The organism is Neolewinella xylanilytica (genome assembly GCF_002934605.1).
Classification (GTDB): domain Bacteria; phylum Bacteroidota; class Bacteroidia; order Chitinophagales; family Saprospiraceae; genus Neolewinella; species Neolewinella xylanilytica.
Map to the genome: position 1 here is coordinate 1,897,760 of NZ_PTJC01000006.1, position 17,772 is coordinate 1,915,531.

The 17,772-nt window shown below is 59.1% G+C and carries 13 protein-coding genes; 7 read left to right on the top strand and 6 right to left on the bottom strand.

The genetic code is table 11. From position 1 onward, the window contains the following. Positions 1–2 precede the first annotated feature (2 nt). The 4 genes from CLV84_RS17090 to CLV84_RS17105 form a co-directional block, all read right to left on the bottom strand. Complete coding sequence (locus tag CLV84_RS17090) at positions 3–3,191, bottom strand: SusC/RagA family TonB-linked outer membrane protein (protein ID WP_104420965.1); 3,189 nt, start codon at positions 3,189–3,191, stop codon at positions 3–5. A 240-nt stretch (positions 3,192–3,431) separates the two neighbouring features. Continuing rightward, complete coding sequence (locus CLV84_RS17095; protein ID WP_104420966.1) at positions 3,432–4,778, bottom strand: cytochrome P450; 1,347 nt, start codon at positions 4,776–4,778, stop codon at positions 3,432–3,434. Position 4,779: 1 nt separating this feature from the next. Then, positions 4,780–6,252 carry a M14 family zinc carboxypeptidase gene (locus CLV84_RS17100; RefSeq protein ID WP_104420967.1) on the bottom strand — a complete coding sequence of 491 codons (1,473 nt, stop codon included), beginning with the start codon at positions 6,250–6,252 and terminating at the stop codon, positions 4,780–4,782. Positions 6,253–6,266: 14 nt separating this feature from the next. Further along, the gene (locus CLV84_RS17105) at positions 6,267–7,115 is read right to left on the bottom strand and encodes a 3-keto-disaccharide hydrolase (protein WP_245911543.1); all 849 of its coding nucleotides are present in this window, start codon (positions 7,113–7,115) and stop codon (positions 6,267–6,269) included. 219 nt (positions 7,116–7,334) lie between these two features. On the opposite strand from CLV84_RS17105, the gene CLV84_RS17110 reads away from it, so the two are divergent. Beyond that, positions 7,335–8,075 carry a hypothetical protein gene (locus CLV84_RS17110; protein WP_104420969.1) on the top strand — a complete coding sequence of 247 codons (741 nt, stop codon included), beginning with the start codon at positions 7,335–7,337 and terminating at the stop codon, positions 8,073–8,075. Between the two features lie 689 nt (positions 8,076–8,764). Here the strand turns inward: CLV84_RS17110 and CLV84_RS17120 are convergent. Continuing rightward, positions 8,765–9,184, bottom strand: coding sequence for a type II toxin-antitoxin system VapC family toxin (locus tag CLV84_RS17120; RefSeq protein WP_104420971.1), 420 nt, complete (start codon positions 9,182–9,184; stop codon positions 8,765–8,767). Continuing rightward, on the bottom strand, positions 9,181–9,435 hold the full coding sequence (locus CLV84_RS17125; RefSeq protein ID WP_104421234.1) for a DUF6364 family protein: 255 nt from the start codon (positions 9,433–9,435) through the stop codon (positions 9,181–9,183). Before CLV84_RS17125 ends, CLV84_RS17120 begins: the two co-directional genes overlap by 4 nt. Positions 9,436–10,023: 588 nt before the next feature. On the opposite strand from CLV84_RS17125, the gene CLV84_RS21520 reads away from it, so the two are divergent. The 6 genes from CLV84_RS21520 (at position 10,024) to CLV84_RS17155 (ending at position 17,429) form a co-directional block, all read left to right on the top strand. Then, positions 10,024–10,215, top strand: coding sequence for a hypothetical protein (locus tag CLV84_RS21520; RefSeq protein WP_146088845.1), 192 nt, complete (start codon positions 10,024–10,026; stop codon positions 10,213–10,215). Then, positions 10,216–10,551 carry a hypothetical protein gene (locus tag CLV84_RS17135; RefSeq protein ID WP_104420973.1) on the top strand — a complete coding sequence of 112 codons (336 nt, stop codon included), beginning with the start codon at positions 10,216–10,218 and terminating at the stop codon, positions 10,549–10,551. Between the two features lie 143 nt (positions 10,552–10,694). After that, entirely contained in the window at positions 10,695–11,111 is a 417-nt protein-coding gene (locus tag CLV84_RS17140) for a hypothetical protein (protein WP_104420974.1), read from the top strand. A 951-nt stretch (positions 11,112–12,062) separates the two neighbouring features. Further along, on the top strand, positions 12,063–15,251 hold the full coding sequence (locus CLV84_RS17145; protein ID WP_104420975.1) for a SusC/RagA family TonB-linked outer membrane protein: 3,189 nt from the start codon (positions 12,063–12,065) through the stop codon (positions 15,249–15,251). Between the two features lies 1 nt (position 15,252). Beyond that, positions 15,253–16,641 carry a RagB/SusD family nutrient uptake outer membrane protein gene (locus CLV84_RS17150; protein WP_104420976.1) on the top strand — a complete coding sequence of 463 codons (1,389 nt, stop codon included), beginning with the start codon at positions 15,253–15,255 and terminating at the stop codon, positions 16,639–16,641. Then, positions 16,641–17,429 carry a hypothetical protein gene (locus tag CLV84_RS17155; RefSeq protein WP_104420977.1) on the top strand — a complete coding sequence of 263 codons (789 nt, stop codon included), beginning with the start codon at positions 16,641–16,643 and terminating at the stop codon, positions 17,427–17,429. Before CLV84_RS17150 ends, CLV84_RS17155 begins: the two co-directional genes overlap by 1 nt. The last annotated feature ends 343 nt before the right edge of the window (positions 17,430–17,772 follow it).

A 17,772-nucleotide genomic window follows, 5' to 3' on the forward strand; every position in this document is an offset into this window, starting at 1 on the left:
GATTAAAGGGTGACGTTGAAGCCTATGTTGATGACGCGCGACTGCGGGTAGTACTGTCCGCTCTGGTTGGTACTCTCCGGATCGAAGAAGTCAAGACTGTCGATGGTGAATAGGTTGAATGCACTGATGTAGGCCCGGAATAAGCTGATGGGCAAGCGATCGGTGATCGTAGCCGGCAGGCTGTAGCCCAGTTCGATGGTTTTCAGGCGGACGTAGTTCTTGCTGAATAGCCAGTACGTGTTGTTGCCGTAGTTACCACCGGTGTAGTAAGTGTTCCCGCGCTCGGCCAGGCGGGGATGCTCGCTGCTGGGGTTGGCGATGCTCCACCGGTTGTCGTAGCTGTATTTTAGGAAGTTACCGATGGTGCCGGATTCCGTCTGAACGCGTAGCGAAGCGCCCGTGGCGCCCTGCAGCAGAACGTTGAGGTCGAAGCCCCCGTAGCTGGCCCGCATGTTCGCGCCGAAGTTGAAGGTCGGGGTTCCGTTGTCGTCGATGCGGATCTGGTCGTCGCCGTTGATGATGCCGTCGCCGTTCTGGTCGATGAACTTCATATCGCCGGGGCGGAGATTGTTGGTTACGGCGGAGTAGTCCAGTTCGGTGTTGTTAATGTCCTGCTGGTCGACAAAGACACCGTCGGATTCGTACACCAGATACGCGCCAATCGGGTTGCCTTCCTGCAGTTGGTAGTCGGGCGCGCCGCTCACTTCGTCGATGAAGAGAACCTTATTCTTAGCGTAGCCGCCGTTGACGCCGAAGCGGTACTGCAGTGCGTTGTCGGCGTTGCCGTTGTAACCGAGGTTAAATTCGAAACCACGGTTTTCCACCTCTCCCGCGTTGACCGGGGGTAGCAGGCTGCTGATGCCCGAGGAGGCGGGTGTGGAACCGGTCTGTTGAATCAGGATCTGCGTACGCAGGTTGTTGAAGTATTCCAGGGTGACGTCGATGCGGTTGTTGAACAGCACGGCGTCCAGTCCGACGTTGAAGTTGTTGGCCCGTTCCCAGGTAAAGCTGGGGTTAGCCAGCAACTGCTCACGCAAGGTGGTGACGTTGGCACCGCCGATCGGGAAGTTGCCGAAGCCGTAGGTGCTTAGGAAGGCGTATTCCTGTAATTGGTTGTTAAAAAAGACTTGGTCGTTACCCATCTGTCCGTAGCTGGCCCGAAACTTCAGAAAGTCGATGCCGGAAACGTTGAAGAAATCCTCGTTGGAAGCGGTCCAGCCGACAAGGATGCCGGGAAAGAATCCAAAACGATCCTGCTCCGGGAAGATGTAAGAACCGTCGTAGCGGAAGATGAATTCTGCCAAATACTTGTCCTTGTAGTCATACTGAGCACGGCCGTAGTAGCCCAGACGCGCTCGGTTGTACGCGGAGCCGCCGTTGTTCTGATTGAGGTTGCCGCCCGCGAAAAGTTGATCCACCGCCGTGGAGATGTAATTGCGGCGGAAAGCCCAGAAATCCGATCCGTCAAAGGTTTCCCGGGTAACCCCTGCCATAAATCCGATGGTGTGCTCACCGGCAAGCTCCGCGTCGTAGTTGATGCGGCCTGAAAGGTTCGTGTTCAGGATCCGGGCATCCCATTGCTGAAGGCGAGGATCGGTGAAAGTGGACCGGATCGCTCCCTCGAGTAAAGGCGTTTCCCCATCGTCCTCGTAGGTCTGACCGTCCCAGCTGTACAGCATCCAGGGGGTTTGCCACCGCTTACGACTGTTCACCTGCTGGTCCAAAGCCCCGGAAAGCGTAAGCGACAATCCTTCCACCCACGGGTTGGAAATACTTACACTGGCGTTCGTCTGAATGAAGTCGCGGACATCTTGGTCGTAACCCGTAGCGTTGGTCGTGATGACGTAGGGGTTCTGCCCATTCTCGATGTCCGGACCGGGCAGGCCGTTGGGCCACACCTCCGGCTCATGCGGCTTGCCGCGCATCAGCATGCGGAAAATGGATCCGGCACTTTCGGTGGGGAAGTTGCGGTCCTCGCGGCGTAGCAGCACGCCGAAGCTGGTGGTCACGTAGTCGCTGATATCCGCATCTAAATTGATGCGCATGTCGTACTGCTTGTACTTGGTGGCCGTGTTTTTGTAGAAGGCGTCCTGGGTGGTATGGCCGAGCGAGGCCAGGTAACGGACGTTATCCGTACCGCCGTCGATCTGCAGGTTATGACGGCCCTGTGGCGCCCAGTCCACGAAGGCATCGTCGAACCAGTCGGTATCCGGGTGGCCCCACGGGTCGGTCTGGTTTTCGTACAACTCGATGTCCTCGGGGGTATGGGAGGCGTTGATGGGATTAACTCCGTCGGTGGGGGATACATAGGTGCCGGTTTCCTCCAGTGCGCGCCAGGCATCCTGCCATTCGTCGACGGGCACGCCGGACTGATAGATCTGCAGTTCGTTGATGATCCGCCCGTACTCAGCTGCATTGGCCATGTCGGGAATAACGGTCGGCTGCGCCCAGCCCTGATTGAAGTCATAGCTGACCGTGGGCTTACCAGTGGTTCCTCGCTTCGTGGTGATCAGGATGGCGCCGTTGGCCGCCCGGGCTCCGTAGATCGCCGCGGAGGCGTCCTTCAGTACGGAGATGGACTCGATGTCCTGCGGATTAAGGCGCGCCAGACCACCGGCCCGGTCGGGAACTCCGTCGATGACGATGAGGGGGCTGCTGTTGCCCAGGGTGTTCTGGCCGCGGATGTTGATCGAGGCGTTGTCGTAGCCCGGCTCACCGCTACTTTGAATAACTACAACACCGGGCAGGCGCCCGGCCAGAGAGGCGCTCAAGTTCACCGAAGGGGATTCTTCGAGGTCGCCACCGTCGATGGCCACGACCGCTCCCGTTACGGTAGCTTTTTTCTGCTTGCCGTACGCCACTACGACTACTTCGTCGAGGAGTTCACCGCTCGTTAGACTGATCGAGATGATTTCGTTATCACCGACCGGAACCTCACGGCTACCATAGCCGGTGTAGGACATGATCAGCGTTTCATCCGAAGATGCTTCGATGGCGTACGTCCCGTCAATGTCGGTTACGGTTCCCCGGGAAGTTCCCTTCACCAAAATACTCGCTCCGATTAGCGGGTCTCCGGTGCCTTCGTCAGTGAGGGTGCCCGTTATCGTCCGCTGCTGAGCGGACAGGGTAATTGCAAACAGGAAGACCAGGGAGAATAGACCTGACTTCAGCAGTAGGTTGCCGTGCTTCATTTTATACTAGTTGCATGATCGCCGCTCCCACAGAGGAGCGGTTTTAAATGTGGATCGACGAGGAAGTTAAAACCGCAAGAACAAGGGATCCTACGGCTAATCTCGTTCAAATATATAAATAGTTTGTTTTATCCTCCTATAGATATGTTAAATTTATTTGTCACCCTGACAATGAGCCCGGTTTACAAGCAGTCCGCACCACGCACTTACTACTCATCCAGAATTTTCTTTTATTATATCTCAACTTCTAGTCACCTGCACTACCACCGGTTGATCTTGATGCAGCGTGATGTACGGCACCGGCCGAAGCGCGGGTAGCGAGCCTGCCGCCGAAACACGGAAGAATCCCAATAAATGTGCGAGAAATAGTTGCATTTCCAGCAGGGCAAAATGATGGCCGATACATAGCCGTGGTCCGCCCCCGAACGGCAGGTAGGCGAAGGGGTGGCGTGCCTTAATGAGGTCCTCCTGCATGCGATCCGGACGGAAGGCATCGGGATCGGCGTATAGATGCGGAGAACGGTGGATACCGTAGATGAAAATGCCTACGGTAGTTCCGGCCGGAATAGTCAACCCCTGTACTTCGTCCTCCCCCCTGGCAATCCGGTCCGTGATCCAGGCCGGCGGATACAGCCGCAGACTCTCCCGGATCACCTGGGTGAGATAGGGCAGCCTGGCTACGTTACCGTAATCTGCAGGAGAACCCAGTTGTACCAGTTCCTTTTGCACTTTTGCGAGCTCAGCGGGGTGTTTGAGGAGCAGCCACACCGTCCAGGCCAACGCATTCGCGCTGGTTTCGTAACCCGCCGCGAAAAGGATCAGCACCTCGTCCACCAGCTGCTCATCCGTCATCCCCTCTCCCGTATCCTCGTAGCGGGCGTCCAACAGCATTTGGAGGAGGTCGTCATACGTTTTCCCCGTCTGGGCACGGCGGTGGCGAATGTGTCGCAGCAGCATGGTGCGGCTCGTTTCCGCTAAGGCGAGGTGCCGTTCCTCGATGCCCAGCCAGCGGAGGGGCTTGCGTAGGAACGGTAGCCGGATCGGATTAATGATGTAGGCCTGTAAGCGGTCCAGGATCGACTGGAAGGTAGCCGTTTCCGCGTCGCCGAAGTCGTCGGTGAAGATGGCGCTTACGATGATCCGGTAGGCCGTGTTCCGGGTGAAGGAAAACAGGTCGGTGGTTTTGTTCCTAGCGGCCTGCTCACATTCCGCCGCGATCACGCGTTGCATTTCCGCGCTCAGCTTTTCCATTCGCTGCCGGTGAAAACCGGGCTGGATCAACCGCCGCTGCCGGAGCCAGTCCGCTCCACTATTGGTCAGCAAACCGTAGCCGAGGTACCGCGCCATCTCGTGCGTCTGCACCTCGCTTTTTTCGTAGTTGCGGTGGTTGCGTTGCATCACGTGCTGTACTACGTCCGGCGAAACGGTAAAATGGGTGGTGCGCGATTTATCAACCGACAAGATAAAGTTGTCGCCGTACCGCCCGATGAACCGCTGAAAGGTCGGAATGGGGTGGCGTGCCAACCGCAGGAGGTTGCGCAGCACGGTAAGCCGGGGAATGCGCGGCGGAGAGGTATCCGGACTCATATCAGTCGATTGCCATCAGCTTTCCGTTCACCACGGCGTGCGTCAGCTCGTCGTTCTCGCCGTAGACCAGCAAGTCCACCGTCTCGCCGAAGGCTACGCTCTGGCCGAGGTAGTTTTTCGGTCCTAAAACCCGCAACGCCTCGGTGGGCGGTGGACCCGATAACGCCTGCTGCGCCCGCACCGCCGTATATCCCTGCCGGTACAACTCCCGGGGGTCCAGCTGACTGATCTGCACCAGTGAATGTTCGCCGGGATACACTTTTCCGGCCGCCACCCGCCGACCATTTACCGAAAGCCGATCGAAGGCACCAAAGGTGGAAAGGTCGCCGAGATCACTGACATAGGCGGAAGTGGTGTAGTCCCGGTTCCGTGGAGGCAACGTTCGTTCGTTGCGTCGGATCCCGATGTCCATCACGAATTCCCCCTCCGGGAGGGTGACCCGGGCGTCCTCGAGGATGACCTCGTGCATCCCGTTGGATTCGTTCTGGGGGATGGCCTGGTAATCTTCGACGAAGTACTGCTCGTAGCGTCCGGTGGCAATGCCGTGCAGGCCGGCGATCAGCCCGAGCAGGTTCAGTCGGCGGATCTCCTGCTTCTCGGGGTCACCGGCGTAGCCGCCAGACTCGATGAGGACCGTCCGTGTGCCCCACTTCTGTAAATTGTCGCCGAAGGCCCGGGGCTCGAAATCGTCGTTGTAACGGCCGACTTGCCCGGGGATGTGCTGCTGCCAGACGTCGTTCATCAGCGCGATGAGCTGAGCGGCGTCTTCCCGTTTCGGACTCATCGTTTTCTCCCAGTCGAAGGCCGGTGCGAGAATGGAGAGCACGGCCCCGCGCTCGGCCGGAAAACCGACGGAGTAGTAGGTCGACTGATCGTGGAGGTTGAAGCCCCAGTCGGCGTTGAGCCGGTCCCGCTCGCCCTTTAGCAGTTGGGCTTCCGGACTGGTCAAATGCACCGCGTCGCGGTTCAGGTCGATCCCCAGGGCGTTGCGGCGCTCGTATACTTCGGCACCGTCGGGGTTCAACATTGGTAAAAAGGTCAGGTGCAGGGTGGCGTTGATCGTGTCCCGTATACCGTCCAGCCCGTCGCCTTCCAGCCAGGAGAAGAGGTCGAAAAGGGCAGCCGTAGCGGTTGGTTCGTCCCCGTGCATTTGCGACCATAGCATGACCTCCGTTTCGCCTTCCCCCCAGGTGACGCGCCACAACGGACGTCCCTCCACCGAGGTGCCGGCCGTATCCACCCGGAAGGTATTCGGCAAATCCTGGATCAGCGGCACCAGATCGGCCTGCTTGAATCGTCGGCTGGTCAGGGCCTCCTGGCGGTGGCTGGCCAGGGTAGCTTCCACGGCGGCCCGGGGGAATTCGGGAAAGGAGGAAAGGGTAGGGGATGGTTGCTCCTGCGCGCAGCCGCAAAGGCTATAAAGGAGGAAAGCGATGAGGGTGATCCGCCGTAGCGGAAGCAAAGCGATGGTCATAGGTGGTACTCCGGTTATTCTTCCAACTTCAACAACCGAATGTTCCGAAAGTCGATGGGATGGCTCTCCGCCTGCAATGCGATGTAGCCTTCGGTGAGGATTTCGCCCTGCCGTTCGATCCAGGCATCGGCGTCCTCATCGACCCCGAAGCTTTCCCAATTTTCCCGGTTGTCGTTCACGTTGGTGAATCCGCCGCCGATCTGCGGCTGCCGGAAACTCAACACGGTATCGCCCTCGATCAGGAAGTGCATGGCCTCGCCGCCCAACACTACGGCTTCCGCGCTGATCCAGTTGTCGCCGTCGTAGGTCTCGGAGCTGGAGTTAATGCAGTGGTTAAAGTTGATGGTATCGCCCATCACGACGGCCGTGCCCGGCGTACAGACGTTGCCGGTCGTGCGGGGGCCGTTGCCCAGACCGCCGAGCAGCTGCATCTCGATGGAAACGGGAAATGCCTGGAGCGAATCGTTGCTGGCGGCCGACTGGGAATGAAACATCACGCCGCTGTTGCGGACGTTCCAGTTGGCGCCCCCGGGGGTCTGCTCTCCCGTGAAGCGGTAATCGAAGCGCAGTTTGTAGTGGGAGAGCGGTTCCTGGTAATAAAGGTGACCGTAGAGGTTGTCGAAGCTGTCGTATTCCGCGTAGTTCACCCGGATCATGCCGTCTTCTACCAAAAAGGTATTGCGCGGGTTTTCATTCACCGGGTACCCGGCGATCTTGATGTCCCATCCGGTCAGGTCCGTTCCGTTAAAGATGGTAACCCAGTCGTCCTCGTTGTCCGTGGCATTGCTTCCCGTGGCGGGCGCGCCACTGCCGCACGCGGCAAACAATAAGGGCAGGGTGGCGGTGTAAAGTAGAATCTTCATCTTTTTCATTGGGTAGCATGATTGATGGCGGCGGAGCGCGGGAAGGTAGCGGATTGGTAGCGGTAAGGTAATTACCGGACCCCATTCCCTGGCTAATCCGGTTGATTGGCCCGGTTCTGACCCACAAACCCGGCTGGTTTCCGATTTACTGCACATTCGCTCGAACCGGGAGATCGCCAGTTCATACGTTGTACGCTTCACGGCCCGTTGAACAGAAAGATGAAATCCACCCACTTGCTTCCCGGCCTATTGATCGTCCTGGCCTGTTTCTCTTGTAATAGGGTCTTTACACCGGGTAAGGCACCGCAAGCCAACCCGCTGCTGGCGTACCGGTATAGTTGTCAGCCGATCGATTCGGCGTTAATCGCTTCGGTGCTTCCCAGGCTGGAAGAGCTGTACGGCGCGAACCTGGAGGCGGACAGTTACCGGGACCGAATATTAGCCGCGCTTTCGTTTTACCCTGATCTACGCGAGGTACCGATTCGCCTGATCCACCGGAAACTCCGCACCTCGATGGCCGCCCGACCGCTAGGCTTCGCGCTCAACGGAGCAAGGCGGACTTATGCCATCTACGTGGATGACGTCCAGGAAAAGGCGGCCGATTTTCGCAACGCTTCCTACGCCGCTCAGGTAGGGTGTTTTATCCACGAACTCGGCCACATCGCGCATTACGTGGGGCGCTCAAACGTGGGCCTGCTAGGCGACGGAGCCGCCTACATCACTAACCAAGGATTCAAGAATGGGTACGAGCGCATTGCCGACCGGAATGCCATCTTTCACGGGGGTGGCTACTACGTATACCTCTACCGGACCTTCACCTTCGAGGAGGCCGAGCTGCCGAAAGCTTACTTGGCCTTCAAACGGCGTAACTATACGGACAATCAGCAGTTACTGGCCCGTCACATCGAGTACTTACGCGAGAATAGCGTGCAAAAATGCGCGGATTTTCGCGAGGAATAAATCAAGTTGGTCGGACGAGCCCCCGTCGGACGACTACCGGTCCGACGGGGGCTAGTCCGATCATCTAGTGGGATGCAACAGGCAAAAGTCTTTGATTGATGCCGTTTGGGGCTGAAGGGTAGTCATCCGTGAACTCCCAGAGTAGCAAGAATTTCGGAAAATCAATTTACTCATCCAATAAATTCTCTAATTGAAAATTGATCTATTATCTTGGTTTTTCAGCCGATTGACTGCCCGAAATGGGGTAGGGTGCTTGGTTTGCTCGATCTCTAGTATTTACCCTGATCTGGTCAGCTGGCAGCAACCCTAACCAACTCCTGTATAGCAAACTACCCATCCATGAAGGATCCTTCAGATCGTAGCCAATCACTGGGAGTATTCAACAGAGCCCGGCAAATTTGAATTCTTCGGCGTGAATCCAGTTTATATAATTCGCAGTCTCTGTTTTTTCGGGACAAAACTTTACCCGGAGCTCGCTAGCAACTTCCGGGATTAAAGAAAACTGGCTCGCATCAATCCGATGGTCAGCGAAATTGCTACCGCGGCAATCTAGGTTCGGACTATTGAGCGACATGTACTTACCCGTACGCTGGATGACGGTTCCCGCGCTCCGGCGCCAAAAATGGCGCTTTGTGTCTTTGCCCATAATTTATATTATGTTAAGTAGTGTGCTGTAAAGCTTTCCATCCTCACCCCTTATCCTGGGAATTCAGGTATTCACCCGCCGACAAGACGGGTAATTTTGAGGTAGTAAAATCCCGCTGGTTACGCGTGATGATGACCTCCGAGTCGCTCTCCAACGCGGAGTAGTACTGTAAGGAATCCTCGAAATCGGTAAAGGCGTTGTCGTTGAGGGCGAGCCGCACTACCCTACCGCTCAGGTCAACCACGCGCACCACGAGGGACAGGTCACGTAGCACGCGCACGGCGGCGAGCCGGTCTAGCTGCCGTCCGAGGATGTAGTTGGCGTTGGCGAAGGTCAGGGCGGAAACGCAGATTTCCAGTTCCCCGCGGTCGGCCCGGGAAAAAAGTTCCGCCGCGGCCGGGTATTCCTTTCGCCGGCCTAACAGGTCCAGTACGATGTTCGTATCTACAAATAGCCGGTTCATTGGTACTTGTCGCTCAGGTAATCCGCGTAGCTCGAATCCTGTCCGGTAGCCTCTTCCGGCAGGCTAACGACGCCACTGAGGCGATCCACCAGGGGGGTATTAGCGGGTGCGGCTCCCCTACCCTTTGACTGGGTAAGGGACGCCAGATATTGCTCGATCATGCGAGAAAGACTGGTCTCCCGCTCGCGGGCGTACTGCTTTGCCCGGTCGATAACCGCGGCGTTGAGGCTTAGGGTGAGTTTTCGGTCCATGGCTTTGCGTTTGTACGTATAAATATACATATAAACTACGTGCAATGTTGATCACAGTGGGGCTTCAGCGCCTACCACAGTAAATAACGCAGCCCGACTATAGTGACTACACGGGGAGTTAGGGTAAGCCTAGTATTGGAACGTGGGGCGCGATGCGTGTTATGCAATCCAAGGGAAACTCGGACGATCTTTTTCTGCACTGGTTACACGTTATAGGTAACTACGTCAAATCTAAGTCTGGTAGAAAGTGGCATCTGGGCTACTAGTGGAGTCGTGACCCTGGGTAATATGATAACGCGAGCTTCCGACTTCCGTATTCCTGACTTTGCGAATCGCTACTTGTTTGGTCCTCTTGGTATCACCGCTTACAAGTGGCCAATCACCAATTCAAGGGGAAGTCAGGGACTTGCCATGACCGGTGGTGGCCTAAGTTTGCGACCCCGTGACATGGCGAAATTTGGTCAGCTTTATTTGAGCGATGGCAAATGGTTGGGACACCAAATTATTTCCCGAGAGTGGATCAAACAGTCTATCCAGAAACACGCAACCAGTGATCTGTATGGTGAGGATTTCGGCTACCTATACCGCATGATCGACCGAGATGTAGATGGCACCTTCATCCAGTCGTACGAAGCCTGGGGCAACGGTGGGCAATTCATCATGGTGTTCCCATCGCTTGAATTGGTAGCGGTGTTCACGGGGGAGAACTACGGTAAGTTTCCAGAAATGGGGCGGCCTTTCGAATTGATAGACCGGTACATCCTTCCGGCCGTCAAGTGAATGCTTACTTACCCCACTTGTCTCCATGCGCCTTACGGACTAAGCTTCCGCTCGCAGGACCAGACGTTCATCCTGGTCAAGCTGCCCGTCAAGCACGGCCGCGCGGCCCAAGACCGGGTAGCCAAGCCGGCGGGGATCGCCCGCTGGATGCAGGACTGGGTGAATCGCCTGGTTCCGCGACGATCGCTGGCGGACGGAGTGGTCGCTGACCCTGGTCAGTGGGGTAATTACGACTATGCACCCCTGCTGTGGGAGGAGTCCCGCCTGACTAAGCAGCCGTTCTCCTTCCCGTCGCTGGATCACTACTTCCGGTGGGTGGCGGTCGGGATGCGGTAATCTGCGTACGGTGCGCAAGGGCTGCGCCATGGCCGCTAGCCGATTCCGGTGGGCGCAAACGTACCGGATGGCGCAGTAAGGTTCCACTTGAGGTGACGTCACAACGGGGGGGAACTTATCTTTGCCGTACGTACTTACTGACTATGAACTATACTTTAATCAAGTCTTACGTTTTTGGTCATTTTCCCCGCACCCACGCCAACTACCGACGGGCGCTGGACTGCCTGGGGCCAGCCAGGTTCCGGCGGGATCATCTGAGCGAGCCCCAGTTGTACCGGGCGTTTTTGAACAGTGTGGTGGAGCATGGCGTATTCTTCGCCACGGTAGACCGTGCCGATATGGTGGTTCAGGGAGCCGGTACGCGGTATACCGGGCGGGTGCGCCTGGTCTTCAGCGAAGGCACCGTGGTTTGGGTGGATATATCCAGCCGCCTGGCGTGGACCTGGCTGATGGATCGAGACCTGGCGGAAGTAAAACTTGCCTCCTTGCTCCGCTACCAGTACGAGCTGGCCATCAACCCCACCCGTGAAATGCAAGGACTCGCCTCCATTCATTCCTAACAGAAATAACTCGGTCTGCAGGCATCCGCGCGGAGTAGGTTAACTGCGAGAGAGATGCCAGCACTGGTGGCATCCTAAACAATGTGGGGGATAGGACTATAGACCAAGACGAAAAAGTGGAGCAGTCCCTTTCGGGCTGCCCCCCCCCCACAATTACGAGTATAGACTAAATTCGGTAATCAAATGATTCGCGCGCGGCGGTGGCCGGTAGCCGACTGCCGCTGGGGCAAACGTAGGCAGGGGAAGGTGAGACGGGGGTGAGGAAAGCTGGATGCGAGCCCAAAAGCAAACCGGTGGCACCTGGGGCATTAACCCCGGAATTAACCGCTACGTTACGGCTATCGGCTAAGGGGTTGCCCCACCCCGGGGGCGGGTAAAGGAAGCACTGGTCGGACATCCCGCGCCCTGCCCCGGCAGCAGGTGGCCGCGCACCGCCCGAATTAACAATGCGGTTACCGGCTTTCGGGCGGATGCGTCGCGTGCGGTCTGGGTAGCGGAGCTACCTCACAACGGCTCGGCCGCAGCCGCTCCCCTACCCCCACCCCCGCTGGACGCTGCGAGACGACTCCGCTGGATCGGAAGTGGTGGATGGATTCTCTCGCTGGGAAGCCTCCAGTTTGAAGCGGTGATATTCGCAGCAGGAGGTTAAGCCGGGGGAAGCGTTCTTTTTTCCAGGCGGGGCCGGTGTCGGACCATAGGGATGATTTTGTTAAGTAAAGCTTGTTTGGAGGCTTTCCTGCCGGATGGGGACCGTTGAGTAGTACAGCATCTCATCCCCCACCCAACCAAAGCGCGCCCCGTACAAGGCTTCGTGCGGCAAGTTGAAAAAACGATTCTTTGGGTTAAACGATGAAATAACACGGTGTTCATTTGGAGTTAACCGGCGACTAAGACCTTTGCTTTCAGCCGGGGATTTATCCCACCCGTCGCTTTTTAACTCACTCCGTCCGTATGAAACTAGTCCCCCGCGGGGCGGCCCTTGCCGTCCTCCTGCTCACCCTGCTCGCTACGGGCCTATCCGCTCAGCGCAGCGTCACGGGCACCGTCACCGACGCGGAATCCGGAGAGGCCCTCATTGGCGTAAGCGTAACGGTGGAGGGCACCTCCACCGGTACCATCACCGACCTCGACGGTACCTACACCGTATCCGTGCCGGAATCCGCCGAAGACCTGCTTTTCTCCTACCTCGGCTTTCGGTCGCAGACCCTGTCGGTAGGTACGCAATCCGTACTCGATGTACAATTGCAGCCCGACGCCGCGAACCTCGAGGAAGTCATCGTCATCGGCTATGGCCAGACGCGCAAGCAGGACCTATCCACCGCCGTATCCACCATCTCCGGCAGCGAAATTTCCGACCAGCCCGTCACCTCCTTCGAACAAGCAATGGTGGGCAAGCTCGCCGGCGTACAGGTCCTGCAGACTTCCGGCTCACCCGGGGCGGGGCTGTCGGTGCGCGTACGCGGCGTCGGCTCGATCACCGCCGGCAACGAGCCACTGTACGTAATCGACGGGGTACCGCTGTCTAACGACAACGCCCGCGCCACCGGCGAGGTGAACCCCGGCGGCGGCTACGCCGAACAGCCCATCAACGTACTGAGTACCATCAACCCGGCCGACATTGAGTCAATCCAGGTGCTCAAGGACGCCTCCGCGGCGGCCATCTATGGCTCGCGCGGATCGAACGGCGTGGTGCTCATCACCACCAAAAAAGGCAGCGCGGGTGCCCCGACCGTTGCCTACAGCGGCTACTATGGCCGTCAGGAAACCACCACCCGCTACGACATGCTCAATGCCTACGAATGGGCGCAGCTCAATTTCGAAGGCCGCAATAACGGCTACCGGGACCGCTACCCCGAGGGCCAGGATTCGGACACCAACGAAGAACGTGCCGCCAACGTACCCGGCCAGCCCGCTGTGCTCATCCCCCCCCAGATCCAGCCTTACCTGGCCGGGGAGGCTGGCCTGACGGACACCGACTGGCAGGACGAGATCTTCCGCAACGCGCCGATCCAGAGCCACTCGCTGTCGGTCTCCGGTGGCACCGCCGACCTGCGGTACTACGCCTCGGCCGAGTACATGGACCAGCAGGGCATCGTGATCTCCTCCGGCTTCAAGCGCTACAGCGGCCGCTTCAACATGGACCTTACCCGCGGCCGCCTCAAGGTGGGCCTCAATCTCAACCCCACCCTCACCGACCACGACCTAGTGAATTCCGAGGGCCCCTGGTTCGACCACGGCGTGATCGGCCTGGCGCTGCACAGTTCACCGATCTGGCCGGTGTACAATCCCGACGGCACCTACAACTACGGCGGCAACGCGTGGGGCTACGCCATGACCGACGCCGTTAACCCGATAGCCCTGGCCAACGAGATCCAGGACGATATGCAGCAGCTTCGCCTCATCGGTAACCTGTACGCGCAAATCGATCTGGTGGACCACCTCTCCTACCGCCTCAACCTGGGTACCGACCTAAACCAGTTCGACCGCGACTACTACTGGCCGTCCTCCGTCGAGGAACGCGGACAATCGGGCCCCCGCACGCCGGTCGGCATCGCCCGTACTCGCAACAGCCGCAACTGGCTGGTGGAACACCTGCTCAACTACGACCAGTCGTTCGGCAACCACAACCTCTCGGCCGTGGCCGGCTTTACCGCCCAGCAGGAGACCTTCAATGCCAAGGAACTTTACGCCACCAACTACCCGAACGACCTGGTGCCCACGCTTAACGCGGGGCAGATCACCGACGGCGGCTCGTTTCGGGAGGAATGGTCGCTGCTCTCCGTGCTCGGGCGCGCGCAGTACAACTTCAACAACCGCTACTACCTCTCGGCCGCGCTGCGTGCCGACGGCTCCAGCCGCTTCGGTCCCAACAACAAGTGGGGTTACTTCCCCTCCGCCTCCGCCGCTTGGCGGGTATCTGGGGAGCCCTTTATGCAAGACGTGGAAGCGGTGAGCAACCTTAAGCTGCGCCTCAGCTACGGCAACACCGGCAACTTCCAAATTCCGAACTACGGCTCCGTGGGCCTGTTGGGCTTCACTGACTACGTGGTGGGGGGGGATAACTTGGCCGTCGGACTAGCGCCAAGCACCCCCTCTAACCCCAACCTGAGCTGGGAGCGGACCACGATGGTGGACGTGGGGCTGGACCTGGGCTTCTTCAACGACGCCGTCTACCTCGAGCTCGACTACTACACTGCCAACACGCGGGACCTGCTGCTCGACGTGCCAGTACCGATGTCGTCCGGCTTCGTCTCGGAGCTGCGCAACATCGGGGAGGTCAACAACCGAGGCTTCGAGGCGGCGCTGACCGTACAGAATCGACTGGGCGGCCTGGAATGGTCGCTGACCGGCAACTTTGCTACCAACCGCAACGAGGTCATCAGCCTGGCCGACAACGTACCCCAAATCATTGTCGGGGGTGGTACCGGTTCCGCGCAATGGATCACCACGCCGGGGGAGCCCATTGGCTCCTACTACAACCCGGTCTACGACGGCGTATTTATGAATCAGGCCGAGATCGATGCCTACCCTCACGTACCCAACGCCCGCCCCGGCGACCTGCGCTTCCTGGACCTGGACGGCGACGGGGAGATCAACTTCGCTGCCGACCGCGAGATCCAGGGGAATTACCTGCCGGACTACACCGCCGGGGCTACCCTTAACCTGCGCTTCCGCGGCTTCGACTTCAACGCCGCTGTGCAGGGGGCGTACGGACAGGAAGTCCTCCATCTCTTCCGCCGCTACATCTACAACCAAGAGGGCAACATGAACCTCATGCGCGGCGCCCTCGACCGCTGGCAGTCGGAGGCCATGCCCGGCGACGGAAAGACCAACCGCGCCAACCGCCTGCAGACCGGCTCCAACGGGCAGACCTCTAACTGGCACCTGGAAGACGCCTCCTACACCCGCATCCGTAACCTGACGCTCGGCTACACCCTCCCAGTCCCGGTACTGGAGCGGGTGGGCATCACCAAGACACGCGCCTACTTTTCCGTGCAGAATCCCTTCACTTTCACCCAATACCTGGGCTACAACCCGGAGGTGAACAGCCGCCCCGACAGCGCCCTGAATCCCGGGGAAGATTACGCCTCTTACCCCCTTGCCCGCATCTATTCCTTCGGCCTCAACCTCTCGTTCTAAGATGAATATCCGCTACCTCTTCCCGAGCTTACTCGTTCTCTTTCTGCTGCAGGCCTGCGGGGACGACTTCCTGAACCTGACGCCCGTGTCCGCCCCGAACGTGACCAATTTCTACCAGACGGAGAATGACGTCCGCAACGCCGTGAATGCCGCCTACTCCACCCTGCAATCGGGCGATCTGTACGGCGGCCGCGACCTCTCGGACCTGACCGAGTACCGCGGCGATATCGCCTTCGACAACGACCCTTCCGCCAGCTCCGGCATCCGTTTTAACATCGACCGCTTCCTGGCTGGCTCCACCAACGAGATCATCGAGGACGTATGGCAGCGCCTCTACCAGACGATCTACCGCTGCAATCTGGTGCTGGACAGGCTCCCCGAAGTGGTAATGAGCACCGAAGCCGCGCAGCAGTATGAGGGGGAACTGCGCTTCGTTCGGGCACTGGCATACTTCCACGCCGTACAGCTTTGGGGGCCGGTACCGCTGGTACTAACCGCCGACGACACCGAAACCTCCCGCCTGCACCTGCGCCAGCCGGTACCGGAGGTCTACGCGGCCATCGAGCAGGACCTGGACTTTGCCGCGACCGCCCTGCCCGCCAGCTGGCCGGCAGCCGAGACCGGTCGCGCCACCGCCGGTGCCAGCCGGGGATTACTGGGCAAGGTATACCTTACGCAGGGGGATTACGGCCGGGCCGCGGGTGCCCTGGAGACCGTGGTAGAAAGCCAGGTCTATCGCCTGCTGCCGTCCGTCGCCGAGGTCTTCGACCCGGCTAACGAATACAATGAGGAGATCCTGTTCGCCGTGGTCTTTACCACGGCCAACACGGCCGAGGAACACGGCTACTTTTTCAACTCGGCCATCGGGGACTTCATCGAGCCGACCTACCGCAGCAGTTTCCGGGAAGGCGACGAACGCGCCGCGACCATCGAACTGATTACCCCGCCCGGCACGGCCACGCTGGTGCCCGCTAAGTACTTTGAGGAGCGGTCCACCACCGGCAACGTGGGCACGGACTTTCCGGTCCTGCGCTACGCCGACGTACTGCTTATGCTAGCCGAAGCCCTCAACGAAGAAGGGTACTCACCCGACGGTCCCGCGCTGGGGTACTTGAATGCCGTCCACACCCGCGCAGGCCTGCCCGCCTACACCCCCGCTGAGCTCCCAGACCAATTGGCCTTCCGCAACGCCGTACTACAGGAACGCTGCTGGGAACTGCCTCTGGAGAACCACCGCTGGTACGACCTGTTACGCACCGGCCGCGCCAGTTCCGCCCTAGCCGCGGTAGGCATCGACATCTCGAACGACGACCTGCTGTTCCCCATCCCGAACTCACAGGTGCTGATCTACGACAATCCGGACGGCTTCGCCCAGAATCCGGGCTACTGATGGACCTGCTGCGCAACTTCTGCCTCCTCGCCGCGCTGCTCTGGGTGGCCGTGCCGCTGCTCTCGGCCCAGTCCAGGTTCACCGAGCACCTGCGCTACGCTGCCCCTAATGCCACGCAGGCGGTAGCCGTGGATAGCCTGCACTTCTACACCATCAGCAATTCGCGCATCGTGAAGCGCCGCCGGTCCGACGGTGAAACGGTGGGCGAGTGGCGCGGTCCGCTCAAGCACTTGAACAGCGGCATCGTACTCGACGGACTGCTGTACTGCGCCAACACCAACTTCCCGGAAACGCCGATGGCCAGCTCCCTGGAAATCTTTGACCCGGAGACGATGACCCACGCCGGCAGCCACTCCTTCGGACATTACCTGGGGTCCTTCACCTGGATTGACCGCTACCGGGGCGACTGGTACCTGATGTTCGTTCATTACGACGAAACCGGGCGGGAACGCGACCTGGGCGTGGAGTACACCACGCTGGTGCGCATGGATGAGGAATTTCGTCGTACGGCCGGCTGGACGATCCCCGACTCGCTGAGCCGGCACATCGCGCCGATGAGTATCTCCGGTGGGGCCATCCTGCAAGATGGTCAGCTACTGTTCAGTCCGCACCATTACCGAGAGCTGTACGTGCTGAAGTTTCCCGAGATGGGTTACGCCTTACAGTGGGTAGAAACGCTGCCGGCGCCGAGCCAAGGGCAGGGCTTTGCGGTGGACGACTGGGTGTCGGGACAATACTGGGGGATCGACCGACAGACGCGCGAAGTGGTGGTGATGCGGCGCGAGTAGCCGCGCATTTTTACCAACCAACCCATCTTCACCGTGGCCCTCGCCCGGTTGCCCGAAGCGACCGCGATGGTCACGGGGTGCAACGTGCTCGTGCAGCACATCCATGCCACGCTGCAAGGCGCCCACGGTCGGCAGGGCTGCGGCGCCTCGGCGTACACCTCCCGCGGATTAAGGTGGTCCATCAACTAATTGACAAGGCCTCTCGTACTCACGGTAATTAGCTTACTTCAGCTAAAATAACGCCTTTGCTCCGGAAAGGATGCCGCCTGTCCAAAACGGTCGAGCACTGCGTCTCGCTCGGTAGCTGCTCCTTTCGCGGTCAAGAGGAAGTACGGGTCGGTCG

Bases quoted from the DNA above. Each gene is read 5' to 3' on its own strand.
- CLV84_RS17145 (WP_104420975.1), top strand. From the start codon at position 12,063: ATGAAACTAGTCCCCCGCGGGGCGGCCCTTGCCGTCCTCCTGCTCACC.
- CLV84_RS17140 (WP_104420974.1), top strand. From the start codon at position 10,695: ATGAACTATACTTTAATCAAGTCTTACGTTTTTGGTCATTTTCCCCGC.
- CLV84_RS17110 (WP_104420969.1), top strand. From the start codon at position 7,335: ATGAAATCCACCCACTTGCTTCCCGGCCTATTGATCGTCCTGGCCTGT.
- CLV84_RS17120 (WP_104420971.1), bottom strand. From the start codon at position 9,184: ATGAACCGGCTATTTGTAGATACGAACATCGTACTGGACCTGTTAGGC.
- CLV84_RS17155 (WP_104420977.1), top strand. From the start codon at position 16,641: ATGGACCTGCTGCGCAACTTCTGCCTCCTCGCCGCGCTGCTCTGGGTG.
- CLV84_RS17150 (WP_104420976.1), top strand. From the start codon at position 15,253: ATGAATATCCGCTACCTCTTCCCGAGCTTACTCGTTCTCTTTCTGCTG.
- CLV84_RS17090 (WP_104420965.1), bottom strand. From the start codon at position 3,191: ATGAAGCACGGCAACCTACTGCTGAAGTCAGGTCTATTCTCCCTGGTC.
- CLV84_RS17095 (WP_104420966.1), bottom strand. From the start codon at position 4,778: ATGAGTCCGGATACCTCTCCGCCGCGCATTCCCCGGCTTACCGTGCTG.
- CLV84_RS17100 (WP_104420967.1), bottom strand. From the start codon at position 6,252: ATGACCATCGCTTTGCTTCCGCTACGGCGGATCACCCTCATCGCTTTC.
- CLV84_RS17135 (WP_104420973.1), top strand. From the start codon at position 10,216: ATGCTTACTTACCCCACTTGTCTCCATGCGCCTTACGGACTAAGCTTC.
- CLV84_RS21520 (WP_146088845.1), top strand. From the start codon at position 10,024: ATGATCGACCGAGATGTAGATGGCACCTTCATCCAGTCGTACGAAGCC.
- CLV84_RS17125 (WP_104421234.1), bottom strand. From the start codon at position 9,435: ATGGACCGAAAACTCACCCTAAGCCTCAACGCCGCGGTTATCGACCGG.
- CLV84_RS17105 (WP_245911543.1), bottom strand. From the start codon at position 7,115: ATGAAGATTCTACTTTACACCGCCACCCTGCCCTTATTGTTTGCCGCG.